Genomic DNA, 13,467 nt, shown 5'->3' on the forward strand with positions numbered 1-13,467 from the left:
GTTTAGAAAGTGCATCGAGGGAAGGAACCGCGATGCGTAGCCTGACAGTTCGAGCGGCGCTCGGCGCAATCGCCATCACCGCTGCCCTGGGCTCGGCCGGAATCGCTGCCGCGGCGCCGAGCGGGCCGTGTCGAGACGTGCCCTATGTCGGTGTCTGCGAACGACTCGGCGACCAGCCGCGCCCCACCCCCCGACAGAGCATGGGCGAAATCATCGTGACGCCCGACAGCACCCAGTCCGTCGGCTAGCCAAGCGATTTGGCGAACCCGCTGACGTCGCGGATGCTGGCGTCGAACACATCCGGCATGACGTGCGCCATCAGCAGATCACCGCCGTGGCAGGTGCCCGCCACCACGCGGCCGACCGCGGGCACGCCCACGCGGATCAGCCGTCGGTAGTACAGCAGGCCCTCGTCACGCAGCGGGTCGAGTTCATTGACCGAGATGACATGCGGTGGCATTCCGGTCAGCTCGCCGTCGGTGGCCACCCCGGCCCAACAGGTGGCGTCGTCGGCGTGCTTACCGTCGGGGTCGTAGATCGAGCCGAGCAGCGCCAGCTGTTGGCGATCGACGAAGTATCCGTCGTTCTCCTTCAGCGACGGCAGGTCGTCGCACTCGTCGAGCCAACGGTTGGAGATGTAGGGGCACTGCGCGTAGAGCCCGGCGATGTCGCCCACCCAGCCTTCCCGTTTGGCCTTGTGCGCCACGGCCAGCGTCAGGTTGCCGCCGCCGGACTCCCCCGACACGATCAAATGGCTGACACCGAGTTCCGTGCGGTTGGCCGCCACCCACCGCACGGCCGACGCGCAGTCGTTGAGGCCCGCCGGAAACGGGTGGGGGCCGAGCTTGCCGCCGGAGTTGCGAAACTCCACGCCGACGACGACAACCCCTGTGGCAGCGAGGTATTCACGCAACCTCAGATAGGCGGTGTCGGCGGCGCTGCCGATCGCCATTCCGCCGCCGTGCAGATGTACGACGGCGGGCAAGGGGGCGCCGCCGGTGTCGGGGCTGCTGAGGTACAGCGTGATGTCGTTGCCGTCGACGCTGGCGATCTGGGTGGTCGTGGTGGTGACGCCGGTGACCGTCGGTGCGGCCTGGGCGAACACGTCGAAGATGGCGCCCATGCCCTGTTCGCTGACCGCGGCGAACTCGCGGCGGTCTTCCAGCGGCGCGTCGACGGTCAGCGGCGGGGGCGGTAGCCGCCCGTCGAGGCCGAACGGCGCGAAGGCCTTGACCATGCGCGGATCAGCACGCGGATCGGTGCCGAGGGTGGCTTCGGGGTCTGCCAGACGTCCATACATGGCGTGACCGTATACCGCGGCGCGCTATGTCGTCGGCCATCTGGTGTCGAAGATGTCCAGGATATGGGGCAAACCCTTCTGGTACCGGGCGCGGTCGAGCTGTTTGAGGGGTTCCCACCACGGCGCCTGGAACAGCTCGACGATCTTGACCATGTCGCCGTTGTAGCCCGACGCCTGCAGCACCGCGTTGGCCGCGTAGCGCCCGCCCTCGTTGGCGCCCTCCATCGTGGTGACGTTCTGGTCGGTCTTGATCCATTCGCCGGCCAGAAACAGGTTGTCGATCGCCGTGACCGCGTTGGGCCGTCGATGCCACGACCCGGGATCCTGGATGAACAGCGGTTCGTCGTTGCGGACATCCGGTGTGCCCGAGTCGATGATCGCCGGGTCGAGGAACCACGAGTGCAGCATGTCGTCGTCGACCACCTTGTCGGTGTCGTTGAGGTGGGCCTTGATCTGCTGCCACGCCTCGTGGGCGATCTCCTGGGGCGTGCAGTCCCGCGCACTTCTGCCGTTGAAGTTACCCGGCGTGCTCCAGTCGGAGATGATCGCCGACAGACAGTCACGCACGGTGCCGTCGCCGTACTCGGTGAGGCTTTTCCTCCAGAACTGCTCCTGGCTGATCGAGGTGATCGCCCAACCGGAGTCGACGTAGTTGACGTGACCCTTGGTGACGTCGACACGATCCTTGAGATAGAACATCAGGCCGTTCATCCACTCGGTGCGCAGCAGCGCGATGTTGGCCAGTTGCGGGTCGGCCTCGATGACGTCGGGGGTGAGGACCGCGGCCAGCTTCTCGCACGGGATGGCCGAGACGTACCAGTCGGCGACGACGGGCTGCGGTATGCCGCCCTGGCTGACCACGGTCGCCGACTCGATGTGCTTGCCGTTGGTGGTAAACCGCGCCACCGCCTGACCGATGCGGAACTGCACGCCCTGGTCACGCAGGTACTCGACCCATGGGTCCAACCACTGCGAGCTCGTCGGTCCGTTGAGCACACGGTCGAAACCCTTGCCGTCGGAGTCGTTTCCGAAAAGCAGGATGGACCAGACCGACGCTTCGCCGACCAGTCCGATCGAATGTGCGCTGGCGTCTTTGGATTTGGATGCGGCCAGGTTACGGATGATGCCGTCGGCGAGGTAGCGGTTGTATTCGTGGGACTTTCGGTTCGCGCCGATGTAGTCCTCCCACGTCAGGTTCTCCCACTGGCCGAGCTTGCGTTCGTTGCTGCTGGAGACGTAGACGGCGAGCTTCTGCGCGGCGTACAGCGCCTCCCACGGCGGCAGCCGGAACAACGTCTCGAAGACGGTGGTGACCGATTCGATGAAAGCCTTTGGAGTGATCGGATTCGGGATGGTCGGCAGCGGAAGCGGAAGCGGCACAGTGAGATCGGAGCGACCCATCCCGGAATGCAAGTAGGATGTCGCCCGGGTCAGGTTCTCCCAGGTGCCGTTCCGGTTGCCGGGAAACGGGATTCGACGCATGGTGTCGGTGACGTTGCGGTAGAAGCCGGGGAAGAACCGGAACCCGTGCTCGGCAGGCAGCGGCGTGGCCCCGGAGTTCGGGACGGGTATCGAACGGGCTTTGCCGCCGAGTTCTTTTCGTTCGTAGACCGTGACCTGATAGCCGCGTTCGACGAGTTCGTGCGCGGCGGTCAAGCCGGCGATCCCCGCACCGAACACCGCGACCGTCTTTCCGGGGGCGGCGCGGGCGCGCGGCGGCATCGACGCCAGCGCGGCCGCGGCGGCGGCTCCGGCCAGGAACGTCCGGCGGGACAAGTGAGTGTGCTGAGCATCACTCGACATGCCGCTAAGTTAATGGCCATTCTCCGCGGGAAGGCCGCGACACGCCGTAACGCCTGCCCGTTGTCGGCTAAGGTTTGGTCGCGGCGTGCAGCGCGACGATTCCGCCGGTGAGATTGCGCCACCGCACCTGCGACCAGCCGGCCTCGGCTATCTCGCGGGCCAGGGCCCGCTGGTCGGGCCACGCGCGGATGGACTCGGCGAGGTAAACGTAGGCCTCCGGGTTCGACGACACCGCGCGGGCGATCCGCGGCAGCGCCTGCATCAGGTACTCCTTGTAGACGGTCGCGAACAAGCGGTTCGTCGGCGTGGAGAACTCGCACACCACCAGCCGTCCGCCGGGCCGGGTCACCCGCGCCATCTCCCGCAGCCCCGCGGTGTGGTCGACCACGTTGCGCAGCCCGAAACTGATCGTCACCGCGTCGAAGACGCCGTCGGCGAACGGCAACCGCGTCGCGTCCCCGGCCACCTTGGGCACCTTGCGCTGGTAACCGGCGGCCAGCATCCCCACGCTGAAGTCCGCGGCCACACACCACGCCCCCGACGCCGCCAACTCCACCGTCGACACCGCGGTGCCGGCCGCGATGTCGAGCACCTTGTCGCCGGGCCCCACCCGCAGCGCCGAGCGTGTCGCGCGCCGCCAGAACCGGTCCTGGCCCAGCGACAACACGGTGTTGGTCAGGTCGTAGCGGCGTGCGACGGCGTCGAACATCGATGCGACCTCGTGCGGGTCCTTCTCCAGCGTCGCGCGGCTCACGGCGTCGACGCTACCTGTGGTCCGGGCCTTCAGGCGCATAGTGGGTCCATGGGCGAAAGAGTGTGGTTCATCACCGGGACATCGCGCGGGTTCGGCCGCGAATGGACGGCCGCGGCCCTCGAGCGGGGCGACAAGGTCGCCGCGACCGCGCGCGACGTCGCGACGCTGGACGATCTGGCGTCGACATACGGCTCCGCGCTGCTGCCGCTGTCGCTGGATGTGACCGACCGCGAGGCGGACTTCGCGGCCGTCAAGCAGGCCCACGACCACTTCGGCCGGCTCGACGTCGTCGTGAACAACGCCGGCTACGGCCACTTCGGTTTCGTCGAGGAGGTGACCGAGCAGGAGGCGCGGGATCAGATCGAGACCAACGTGTTCGGCGCGCTGTGGGTCACCCAGGCCGCGCTGCCGTACCTGCGGGCCCAGCGCAGTGGGCACGTCGTGCAGGTGTCGTCGATCGGCGCGGTGTTGGCGTTTCAGAACCTCGGGCTCTATCACGCGTCGAAGTGGGCCCTTGAGGGTTTCTCGCAGTCGCTGGCGCAGGAGGTGGCGCCGTTCGGGATCCACGTCACGCTGATCGAGCCGGCCGGCTTCGCCACCGACTGGGGCGGCTCGTCGTCACGGCGGTCCGCGCCGCTGCCCGACTACCGCGAGGTGCACGAGGAGGCCGACCGGATTCGCAGCCAGCGCGTGTCCAAGCCGGGCGACCCGAAGGCGTCGGCGCGGGCCCTGCTGAAGGTCGTTGACGCCGAACCTCCGCCGCTACGAGTGTTTTTCGGGGAGATCGGGTTGGGGATGGTCAAGGCCGAATACGCCGACCGGATCAAGACGTGGGAGCAGTGGCAGCGGGTCGCCATCGAGGCACAGGGCTGAGTTCGCTCCGGCGAGCAGACGCCAATACCCCCAAATTCACGCTGAAATAGGGGTTTTCACGTCTGCTCGACGGTGTTGGACCGCGGCGTAATGGTCGAGAAGCTCGTCGCATATGGCCGGCCAGGTACGACCGAGCACACTACGACGCGCGGCCACCGAATAACGTGCCCGTGCGGCGAGCAGGTGGTCGACGGCCGCGGGGAGGTCGGCCTCGAACGTCTCGACGGACAGCAGCAGCCCGGTGCGGTAGGGTGCCACCAGGTCGCGCGGACCGCCGGCGTTCGGGGCGACGACGGGCAGGCCGGAGGCCATCGCCTCCAGCACGGTCTGGCAGAACGTCTCATGTTCTCCGGGGTGAACGAACAGGTCCATCGAGGCGTAGGCGGCCGCCAGCTGCTCCCCGTACAGTGCGCCGGTGAAAACCGCGGTGGGCATGAGTGTTTGGAGCTTCCTGCGGTCGATGCCGTCGCCGACGAGTACGAGTTGCAGGTCGTCGCGGGCGGCCAGGGCAGCCAACCGCTCGACGTGCTTTTCCGGGGCGAGCCGCCCGACGAACCCGACGATGGGCCTGCCGTCCGGTGACCATCGGCGGCGCACCGCGTCGTCGCGTGCTGAGGGAGCGAACCCGGTGACGTCGACGCCGCGCGCCCACTTGTGCACCCGCGGAATACGGTGTGCGCTCAGGTCTTCCATGGCGGAGGTGGACGGTGCCAGGGTGCGGTCGGCGCGGCTGTGCAGGTGCCGGGTCCAGGCCCACGCGGCGCGGGCGGCGAACCCGACGCCGTAGCTCTGCGCGAACCCGGCGATGTCTGTTTGGTATACCGCGACGGTCGGTACCCCGAGCCGTCTTGCGGCGTGCAGGCCGCCGTAGCCCAGGAGCGCGGGTGAGGCCAAATGCACGACGTCAGGGTCGAATCCGCGCAGCACACCGACGATCCTGGGTCGCGGCACGCCCAGCGGTAGCGAAGTGACCCCGGGGAACATGCGTGACGGCACACGGTGCACCCGGATGCCGTCGTGCACGCGGTCGGCGGGTGGTTGGCCGCGCGGGGTGTCAGGGGCGATGACGAGGGCTTCGTGGCCGGTGCGGCGAAGGTGCTCGAGTATCCGCAGCACCGAGTTCGTCACGCCGTTGATGTTCGGGAGGAAGGACTCTGCGACGATCGCAACGCGCACACCGCAATGGTCGCCGTCGCCGATGTCGGCAAGGTTGCATCGCGGCGTACGGCGGACGAAGACCCGGTGCCGACAACGGATGCGTCACCGTCGCTTCATCGAGTAGGGTGCGCACCAGAGAAAGGGCGGTTGACATGCGGATACCCCGTGTCCTGGCGTTGCTGGCGATCGGTGTGATGCTTGTCGCGCCGGGGTGCACCCGGCAGGTCGCCGGCACCGCGCAGCCCGATCCGGACAAGCCCCCGGTGGGGGTGAGCAAGGACGGCTTCGGCGTCGTCGCCGGATTCGAGAACGCGCCCGTGCGCATCGAGATCTTCACCGAGCCGCAGTGCACCCACTGTGCTGACCTGCAGGCCGACTTCGGCGATCAGCTGGCCTATTACATCGGCGTCGGGCAGTTGAAGGTCACCTACCGTCCGCTGACGTTTCTCGACACCGAGTCCGACGGGCATTCGGCGCGGGTGAGCAACGCGTTGTTCCTGGCCGCCGACGCCGAGGCGACAGGCGCCGAGTTCCAACGGTTCGTCCGGGAGCTGTGGATGCATCAGGACCCGGGCGGCCCCGGCCCGAGCGACGATGACATGGCCGAGATGGCGCGGGACGCGGGGCTTCCCGGCAGCGTGGTCGATCGGGTGGCCACCGGCGGGTCCGCGGTGAACATCGCCGACATGGAGGTGTCGAACTTCGAGTACCTCTACGAGATCGATCCGTTGAGCACCGGTACGCCAACGGTTTTCGACCCGGTGACCGATGAGCGGCTCGACATCTATGACGATGACTGGTTGCTGAAGCTCATCCAGTCTTGACCCGCGCGCGCCCACCTTGCGCCGAGATCGACGAAATGGCGAAAACTACTCGCACTTTCCCGCCCGTGTGTCCCCTTGGGTGCTTTGAACCGCCTCGATGCGGCGCTGCGCCAGGCCGGTCGCGGCCAGCGCCATCCCCGCGATCACCCAACCCACCACCGCGATCGAACCGGCCGGGATGATCGCCAACGCCGCGTTACGGTCCTGCACCCGCACCAGATCCGGGTCGTTGCGGTCGTATTCGACATAGATCCGCATCCCCGCCTCCAGCTCCGACGGATACAGCACCCCCAACTCCGGCCGATACGTCACCCGGTCCGGCGTGACGAACTCGATCGTCGAGCGGCGCGGGCCCGCGCTGAGCACCTCGGCCTCCGCGACCCCCATGTGCCGCTCGATCTGGCGGTCGTTGCGCCACGCGCCCAACACCATCAGCACCGACTGCAGCGTCACCAGGCACGCCACCACCACGATCGCGATGCGGATGCGCCGAAACACCCGTTGGGTCCGCGACCCGTTCGGCTCAGCCGACAAGTTCGGAATCATGGTGCGCACCACAGCGATCGGATTCCTCAGCTTGCCGACGTTCACAGCGCCGCCTTGATCGACGCGTGCAGCGCCCGCAGCGAGGACCGGTCTGCCTTCACCTCCAGCACCCGCATCCCCTCGTGCGGCTCGTCGAGCGCCGGGGCCAGATCGTTCACCTCCAGCTGGCGGCTCTCCACGTGATACGCCCGGCACAACGCGCCGACGTCCACGTCGTGCGGGGTGCCGAAGATCCGCGAGGACACATCGGAGAACCGCGGATCGCCCTGCTCGAGCAGTTCGAAGATGCCGCCTCCGTTGTCGTTAGACACCACGATGGTCAGGTTGCGCGGGGTGGGCTCGGTCGGCCCGATCAGCAGACCGGAACTGTCGTGCACGAACGTCAGGTCGCCGAGGAGCGCGACCGTGCGGCCGCCGCCGGTCGTCCGCTCGTGGGCCAGCGCCGCCCCGATCGCCGTCGACACCGTGCCGTCGATGCCGGCCACGCCCCGGTTGGAGCGCACCTTGATGCCGTGCGGGTTCAGCCCCACCAACGCCGCGTCGCGTACCGGGTTGGACGCGCCGAGCACCAGCTGGTCCCCCGGCCGCAGCGCGTCGGCCACCGCCGCGGCCACGTGCAGCCCCGTCGTCAGCGGGTGGGTCCTGAGCTGGTTTCGCACCGCGTCCACGGCATGCCGGTTGAACTCTTCGCAGCGCTTCAACCAGGCCGGATGCGGCGCGCCCGTGGTGACCGCGCGGGTGCCGGTGGCCTGCGAGTTGCCGGACACGTCGGGCCAGCGCGGGCCGGTGGTCAGCGCGTAGACGGGCACCGACGGGTCGGCCAGCAGCGCCGACACCGGCCGGTGCAGCGTCGGGCGGCCCAGCATGATGACCTGCTTGGGGTGGATCAGCGGCAACGCCAGCGGATGCAGCGGATTGGCCGGGGGCGGCGCGGTCGGCTCGGCGACGGTGGGCAGCGCCGCGAGGTTGGGGTGCTCGCCGGCGCCGTGACCGGCGATGACGACGGTGTCGGGCGTCAGGTCGATGTCCAGCGGCTGGTCGAACGTGACGGGCGGGGTGTACGTCCACGGCTTGCCGCCGCGGCGGCCCTCCGGCGCGTAGCCGAGGCTGTCGCGCGCTTCGCTGGCGTCGGGCACCAGCGGTTCTCGCAGCGGAATGTCGAACTGCACCGGACCTGCATTGGCTGAGCGAGATCCCATGGCCGCCACCAGAACTCGGCACGTCGCCGAACGCCACTGCGCGTTGAGCTCGGCCATCCGCTCGGTCGCGTCCTCCGCGAGGCCCAGGCTGATCGACGCGCGTACCTGGGTGCCGAAGTAGCCGAGCTGCTCGAACGTCTGGTTCGCGCCGGTGCCCAACAGCTCATAGGGCCGGTTGGCGCTCAGCACGATCAGCGGCACCCGCGCGTAGTTGGCCTCCACCACCGCCGGGCCCAGGTTGGCCACCGCGGTGCCCGACGTCATCGCCACACACACCGGCGCCTGCTCGGCCACGGCCAGCCCGATCGCCAGAAAGCCCGCGGTGCGCTCGTCGATGCGCACGTGCAGCCGGATGCGGCCGGTCCGGTCGGCGTCCTGCAGCGCGAACGCCAGCGGCGCGTTGCGCGACCCCGGGCACAGCACGACGTCTCGTACGCCGCCGCGAATGAGCTCGTCGACGACCACGCGGGCCTGCGCGGTCGATGGGTTCACGGCTCCAGACTATCGGCGAAGAACTTCAGCACCGCCTCGTTGACCAGCTGCGGCTGCTCGATGAAGCCCAGGTGGCCGGTGTCGGGAACCTCCAGGTAGCGCCCGTTGGGGATGGCGTCGGCGACCTCGCGGCCCAGGTGCGGCGGCATCACCACGTCGTCGGCGAACCCGATGACCAGCGTCGGGTGCGTGATGGCGCGGTACGCGGGCAGCCGGTTGTCCTCCGGTATGACACCGAACTGGGCCTGCAGACCCGGCGTGATCTTGGTCGGCCACATCGTGAACATGTCGAGCCAGTCGCGCACCTTCGCGTCGTCGTTGAGGGTCTTCGGCGAAAAGCTCTCCAGCAGACGGATTTTCGCGTCGTAGCGGGGTGGCAGCCGGACACCGGAGTCGAACAGCTCCCGCTCGGCGGCGCGGAAGAACTCGCGGGTGCGGTCGGTGCGGCCGCGGGTGGCCAGCAGCACCGCGCGGTCGACGAGCTCCGGGCGTGCCAGCAGTAGTTCCTGGGCGATGAACGAGCCCATCGACACCCCCACCAGGCGCACCGGCGCGGCGTCGAGCTTCTCGATCAGCGCGGCGGTGTCGGCGACCATCGTCTCGATGGTGAAGCCGCTGGCCTGCTCGGTCGCGCCCACGCCGCGGTTGTCGAAGGTGATGCAGCGATAGCCGGCCCGCTGAAACTCGGGCACCTGATGCAGATGCCAGGTCCGGCCGGCTCCGCCGCGCCCGGCGATGAACAGGACAGCGGGGCCGCTACCGCGGTCGTCATAGGCCAAATTCACGCTGACGACCGTATCTCGCGGCGATTTCGGCGCGGATATCGCCCGCTGCGGGGCATGAGCGCGCCGAAATCGCCGGAAGTGGAACCGCGGCGCCGCCGCGCGCGTCCGAACAACCATGATCGATGACTACCTGCGCCGTCATGACGGCGTAATCACGCTTGCGCAGGCGCGCAGGGCCGGCCTGACCCAAAAAGTCGTGCAGCGACGCGTGGCCTCCGGGCATTGGCGCAGGTGCACGCCCGGGGTGTACTTCGTCGAAGATCGGCCTTTCACCGACGCCGCACGTATTCGCGCGGCGGTGTGGGGCTACGGCCCGCAGGCTGCGGCGAGCGGCCTCACCGCCGCCTGGTGGCACGGTCTCACGAGGTTCACCCCGGAACTCGTCGAAGTCACCGTCCCTCGGAACAGTCACGGACGCAGCCATGACGGATGCCGGGTGCGGCGGCGCGACCTCGAGCCGCCAGACGTCGTCGAGCGAAACGGGCTTCGGCTGACGGCGCTGGATCTGACGGTGCTCGAAGCCGCCGTCCAGCGCGGCGGTGGAGCGAGGTTGATGGATTCTGCGCTACAGCGCCGTGTCGAGCTGGGCCAGTTGTGGCGGACACATCTGCGCAACAAGGGCCGGTACGGATCGCCACGAGCGCGCCGACTATTGCTCGCGGCGTCGGACGGCGCCCGGTCAGAGGCCGAGAGGCTGCTGCTCAGGCTGCTCCGCAACGCGCGCATCACCGGGTGGAAGGCGAACTACGCATTCGGCCCGTACCAGATCGATGTCGCGTTCGCGGTGCTGAAAATCGCGATCGAGGTCGATGGCTGGGCATTCCACAGTGACGAGGAGGCGTTCCAGCACGACCGGACACGCCAGAACCATCTGATTCTGTACGGCTGGCAGGTCCTGCGCTTTACCTGGCTGGACCTCGTCGAGTATCCGCAGCGGGTCCTCGCCGCCATCCGCTCGGCGATCTCGGCGCGCTCACGGACGCTGGCGGGGCATTAGCGCGCCGAAATCGCCCGTTGCCGCGCCCGCTTGATCGCGGCACCCCACACCAGCTTCACCGTGGGCGCCAGCTGGTGCTGCTTGACCATGTCCCTGGTCAGCAGCGCCGATGCGGCCGCCTTGGTGGCCACCGACGCCTTGGAGGTATGCCCGGAGTCGAACGGGGGCTGCGGGTCGTATTCGATGACCAGCTGCACCGCCTTGGCCTTGGCCTCCCCGCCGATCTGCCCGCACAGCCAGAGCCCCAGGTCGATGCCCGCCGAGACGCCGGCCGCGGTGACGATCTTGCCCTCGCGCACGATCCGCTGATCGCCCACCGGCTCGACGCCGAACGAGCGCAGCGGCTGCAGCGCCATCCAGTGCGACGTGGCCCGACACCCCTCCAGCACACCCGCCGCGGCCAGGATCACCGAGCCCGAGCACACAGAGGTCGTCCAGGTCGACGTCTGGTGGGCCCGCCGGACCCAGTCGAGCACCTTCTCGTCGCGGGCGTGCTCGAAGGTCGCCCCGCCGCCGGGCACCAGCACGATGTCGGGCGACGGCGTCTCGTCGAACGAGTGGGTGGCGCCGATGAGCAGCACCCCCGAGTCGGCGGCGACGGGCCCGGGCTCATGCCACACAAACCGCACCTCGGTGTCGGGCAGGTTGCGCAGCACCTCGTAGGGGCCGATGAAGTCCAGCGCGGTGTAGCCGGGGTACACCATGATCGCGATCTGCATGTGGCCTCCTTGTCAGGCGAACGTCTTGCGGTACTGGTCGGGCGAAACCCCGAGCCGACGAACGAAGTTGCGGCGCAACGTTTCCGCGGTGCCCAAGCCGCACCGGGCGGCGATCACGGTGAGCGTGTCGTCGGTCTCCTCGAGCTGGCGGCGCGCGGCCTCGGTGCGGATCCGTTCGACATAGGCGCCGGGCGCCTCGCCGACCTCCTCGGTGAACAGCCGGGTGAAGTGACGCGGGCTCATCGCTGCGCGGCGCGCCAACTCCGGAACACTGTGCGGCCCACCGGGTTCGGTCTCGATGGCTTCCTGCACCCGCCGGATCGGGGTGCGCTTGGCCCGCGGCATCCACACCGGCGCGGCGAACTGCGTCTGCCCGCCGGGTCTGCGCAGGTACAGCACCAGCCAGCGCGCCACGGTCTGCGCGACGTCGGTGCCGTGGTCGTCCTCGACCAGCGACAGCGCCAGGTCGATGCCCGCGGTGACGCCCGCGGCGGTCCAGATGCGCTCGTTGCTACGCACAAAAATCGGATCCGGATCGACTGCCACCGAAGGGAATTCACGTGCCAGCCGGTCGGCGAACGCCCAGTGCGTGGTGACCGGGCAACCGTCGAGCAGCCCGGCCTGGGCGGCCAGGAACGCGCCCGTGCAGACGGTGACGACGCGGCGCGCGTGCTGCGCGACCGCCTGGATCCAGGCGATGACGTCGACGTTGGCGCGGGTCTGGTCCACGCCGAAACCGCCGGGCAGGATCAGCGTGTCGACGGGCTCGCCCGGGTCGGGCAGGGGCTGCGCGGCCAGCGCCAGCCCAGTGCCGGTGGTTGCGGGATGGCCGCCCTCGGTCACCACGCGCACCGTGTAGCCGTCGCGGCCGTGGGCGCCCAAATACGTCGAGGCGCCGCTGAACACCTCGTGCGGGCCGACCAGGTCCAGCGCCTGGACACCCGGATAGCCGAGGATCAGCACCGATCGCACGTCACCCAGTGTCGTGCACCCGCGCGATGGCGTCTATGCCATGCATCCCACAGATTAGGACAGGAGCGGGTGGCAGGTCCGCACCCGGCCGATCCACCACTGCCTGCGGTCGGGGGCGGCGGCCAGCGCCTCCAGCCGGGCCGGGTCCGGCACGACGGGCCGCACCGGCAGCGTCCCGTCGTCGAGCGCGAACGGTTCGGCGACGTCCTCGACGAACAACCCGCCGGTGCCCAGCCCGCAGGCGTGGGGCAGGTCCGGCAGCGCCGCGGCGGCCAGCAGCCCGCGCCCGATGCCCACCGCCGTGTCCAGCGCGCTGGACACCACGATCGGGATGTCGATCTGCGCGGCGATGTCCAGCAGCCGCGCCACCCCGCCCAGCGGCGCCACCTTGAGCACCGCGACGTCGGCGGCGTGCGCGCGCACCACGTGCAGCGGGTCGTCGGCCTTGCGGATGCTCTCGTCGGCGGCGACCGGCACGTCGATGCGGCGGCGCAGCTCGGCCAGCTCCGTGACCGATGAGCACGGCTGTTCGAGGTACTCCAGTGGCCCGTCGGCGGTCAGCGCTGCTGCGGCGGCGACGGCCTCGGTGACGCTCCAACCGCCGTTGGCGTCGACCCGCACGGTCGGCACGTGGGCGCGCACGGCGTTGACGCGTGCGACGTCGTCGGCCAGGGTCTGGCCGGGTTCGGCGACCTTCACCTTCGCCGTCGTCGCCCCGGGAAAGCGCGCCAGCACCTCGGGCACCTGCGCGGGTGCGACCGCGGGCACGGTGGCGTTGATCGGGACGCGGTCACGGCGCGGCGGCGGCGACGGGCGGTAGGCGGCCTCGATCGCCGCCGCCAGCCAGTGCGCGGCCTCGGGCGGCTCGTATTCGACAAACGCGCCGAACTCGCCCCAGCCGGTCGGCCCGTCGATCAGCGCGGCCTCGCGAACGGTGATGCCGCGGAACCGAACTCGCATCGGTAGTGCGACGACGTGCATGCGGTCCAGAAGGTCGTCGAGCTCCGGCATGTCGTCCATACTGCCGCACCGCCGATGTTTAGTT

14 protein-coding genes are annotated in these 13,467 nt (G+C 69.3%); 4 read left to right on the forward strand and 10 right to left on the reverse strand.

Features of this window, described 5'->3' with window-relative positions; all coding sequences use genetic code 11:
- The first annotated feature begins 32 nt into the window (after positions 1 to 32).
- Entirely contained in the window at positions 33 to 248 is a 216-nt protein-coding gene (locus G6N28_RS07450) for a hypothetical protein (RefSeq protein WP_163898840.1), read from the forward strand.
- Here the strand turns inward: G6N28_RS07450 and G6N28_RS07455 are convergent.
- The 3 genes from G6N28_RS07455 to G6N28_RS07465 form a co-directional block, all read right to left on the reverse strand.
- Positions 245 to 1,300: an alpha/beta hydrolase fold domain-containing protein gene (locus tag G6N28_RS07455; RefSeq protein WP_163898843.1), complete on the reverse strand. Its 1,056-nt coding sequence runs from the start codon at positions 1,298 to 1,300 to the stop codon at positions 245 to 247. The two genes, G6N28_RS07450 and G6N28_RS07455, sit on opposite strands and share 4 nt — an antisense overlap.
- A 24-nt stretch (positions 1,301 to 1,324) precedes the next feature.
- A complete protein-coding gene (locus tag G6N28_RS07460) occupies positions 1,325 to 3,103 on the reverse strand; it encodes a hydroxysqualene dehydroxylase (protein ID WP_163898846.1) in 1,779 nt (592 codons plus the stop codon).
- Positions 3,104 to 3,170: 67 nt separating this feature from the next.
- Positions 3,171 to 3,857 carry a demethylmenaquinone methyltransferase gene (locus G6N28_RS07465; protein WP_163898849.1) on the reverse strand — a complete coding sequence of 229 codons (687 nt, stop codon included), beginning with the start codon at positions 3,855 to 3,857 and terminating at the stop codon, positions 3,171 to 3,173.
- Positions 3,858 to 3,905: 48 nt separating this feature from the next.
- Here G6N28_RS07465 and G6N28_RS07470 point away from each other — a divergent pair, with 48 nt between their 5' ends.
- Complete coding sequence (locus G6N28_RS07470) at positions 3,906 to 4,730, forward strand: SDR family oxidoreductase (protein ID WP_163898852.1); 825 nt, start codon at positions 3,906 to 3,908, stop codon at positions 4,728 to 4,730.
- A gap of 36 nt (positions 4,731 to 4,766) precedes the next feature.
- Here G6N28_RS07470 and G6N28_RS07475 read toward each other — a convergent pair whose 3' ends face one another.
- A complete protein-coding gene (locus tag G6N28_RS07475; protein ID WP_163898855.1) occupies positions 4,767 to 5,906 on the reverse strand; it encodes a glycosyltransferase family 4 protein in 1,140 nt (379 codons plus the stop codon).
- A gap of 134 nt (positions 5,907 to 6,040) precedes the next feature.
- On the opposite strand from G6N28_RS07475, the gene G6N28_RS07480 reads away from it, so the two are divergent.
- Positions 6,041 to 6,712, forward strand: coding sequence for a DsbA family protein (locus G6N28_RS07480; RefSeq protein ID WP_163898857.1), 672 nt, complete (start codon positions 6,041 to 6,043; stop codon positions 6,710 to 6,712).
- Between the two features lie 45 nt (positions 6,713 to 6,757).
- Here the strand turns inward: G6N28_RS07480 and G6N28_RS07485 are convergent, their stop codons facing one another.
- From G6N28_RS07485 to G6N28_RS07495, 3 genes are read right to left on the reverse strand one after another with little or no spacing between them, the layout of a single operon-like run.
- Complete coding sequence (locus tag G6N28_RS07485; RefSeq protein WP_163905943.1) at positions 6,758 to 7,258, reverse strand: DUF3592 domain-containing protein; 501 nt, start codon at positions 7,256 to 7,258, stop codon at positions 6,758 to 6,760.
- A 41-nt stretch (positions 7,259 to 7,299) separates the two neighbouring features.
- On the reverse strand, positions 7,300 to 8,949 hold the full coding sequence (gene menD / locus G6N28_RS07490) for a 2-succinyl-5-enolpyruvyl-6-hydroxy-3-cyclohexene-1-carboxylic-acid synthase (RefSeq protein ID WP_163898861.1): 1,650 nt from the start codon (positions 8,947 to 8,949) through the stop codon (positions 7,300 to 7,302).
- Positions 8,946 to 9,734 carry an alpha/beta fold hydrolase gene (locus G6N28_RS07495; RefSeq protein ID WP_163898864.1) on the reverse strand — a complete coding sequence of 263 codons (789 nt, stop codon included), beginning with the start codon at positions 9,732 to 9,734 and terminating at the stop codon, positions 8,946 to 8,948. The genes menD and G6N28_RS07495 overlap by 4 nt, the downstream gene beginning before the upstream one ends.
- A gap of 115 nt (positions 9,735 to 9,849) precedes the next feature.
- On the opposite strand from G6N28_RS07495, the gene G6N28_RS07500 reads away from it, so the two are divergent.
- A complete protein-coding gene (locus G6N28_RS07500) occupies positions 9,850 to 10,731 on the forward strand; it encodes a PDDEXK-like endonuclease domain-containing protein (protein ID WP_163898867.1) in 882 nt (293 codons plus the stop codon).
- Here the strand turns inward: G6N28_RS07500 and G6N28_RS07505 are convergent.
- The 3 genes from G6N28_RS07505 to G6N28_RS07515 form a co-directional block, all read right to left on the reverse strand.
- Positions 10,728 to 11,450 (reverse strand): DJ-1/PfpI family protein, encoded by a 723-nt coding sequence (locus G6N28_RS07505; RefSeq protein WP_163898871.1) that lies wholly within the window; start codon positions 11,448 to 11,450, stop codon positions 10,728 to 10,730. The genes G6N28_RS07500 and G6N28_RS07505 overlap by 4 nt on opposite strands.
- A gap of 12 nt (positions 11,451 to 11,462) precedes the next feature.
- The gene (locus G6N28_RS07510; protein ID WP_163905945.1) at positions 11,463 to 12,413 is read right to left on the reverse strand and encodes a GlxA family transcriptional regulator; all 951 of its coding nucleotides are present in this window, start codon (positions 12,411 to 12,413) and stop codon (positions 11,463 to 11,465) included.
- Between the two features lie 63 nt (positions 12,414 to 12,476).
- Entirely contained in the window at positions 12,477 to 13,442 is a 966-nt protein-coding gene (locus G6N28_RS07515) for an o-succinylbenzoate synthase (protein ID WP_179962036.1), read from the reverse strand.
- Between the last annotated feature and the right edge of the window lie 25 nt (positions 13,443 to 13,467).

It is taken from the genome of Mycolicibacterium pulveris, from assembly GCF_010725725.1.
GTDB lineage: Bacteria > Actinomycetota > Actinomycetes > Mycobacteriales > Mycobacteriaceae > Mycobacterium > Mycobacterium pulveris.

Excerpts from the sequence above, each read along its gene's own strand:
- G6N28_RS07480 (WP_163898857.1), top strand. The coding sequence starts at position 6,041 with ATGCGGATACCCCGTGTCCTGGCGTTGCTGGCGATCGGTGTGATGCTT.
- G6N28_RS07515 (WP_179962036.1), bottom strand. The coding sequence starts at position 13,442 with ATGGACGACATGCCGGAGCTCGACGACCTTCTGGACCGCATGCACGTC.
- G6N28_RS07455 (WP_163898843.1), bottom strand. The coding sequence starts at position 1,300 with ATGTATGGACGTCTGGCAGACCCCGAAGCCACCCTCGGCACCGATCCG.
- G6N28_RS07450 (WP_163898840.1), top strand. The coding sequence starts at position 33 with ATGCGTAGCCTGACAGTTCGAGCGGCGCTCGGCGCAATCGCCATCACC.
- G6N28_RS07470 (WP_163898852.1), top strand. The coding sequence starts at position 3,906 with ATGGGCGAAAGAGTGTGGTTCATCACCGGGACATCGCGCGGGTTCGGC.
- G6N28_RS07485 (WP_163905943.1), bottom strand. The coding sequence starts at position 7,258 with ATGATTCCGAACTTGTCGGCTGAGCCGAACGGGTCGCGGACCCAACGG.
- G6N28_RS07460 (WP_163898846.1), bottom strand. The coding sequence starts at position 3,103 with ATGTCGAGTGATGCTCAGCACACTCACTTGTCCCGCCGGACGTTCCTG.
- G6N28_RS07500 (WP_163898867.1), top strand. The coding sequence starts at position 9,850 with ATGATCGATGACTACCTGCGCCGTCATGACGGCGTAATCACGCTTGCG.
- G6N28_RS07505 (WP_163898871.1), bottom strand. The coding sequence starts at position 11,450 with ATGCAGATCGCGATCATGGTGTACCCCGGCTACACCGCGCTGGACTTC.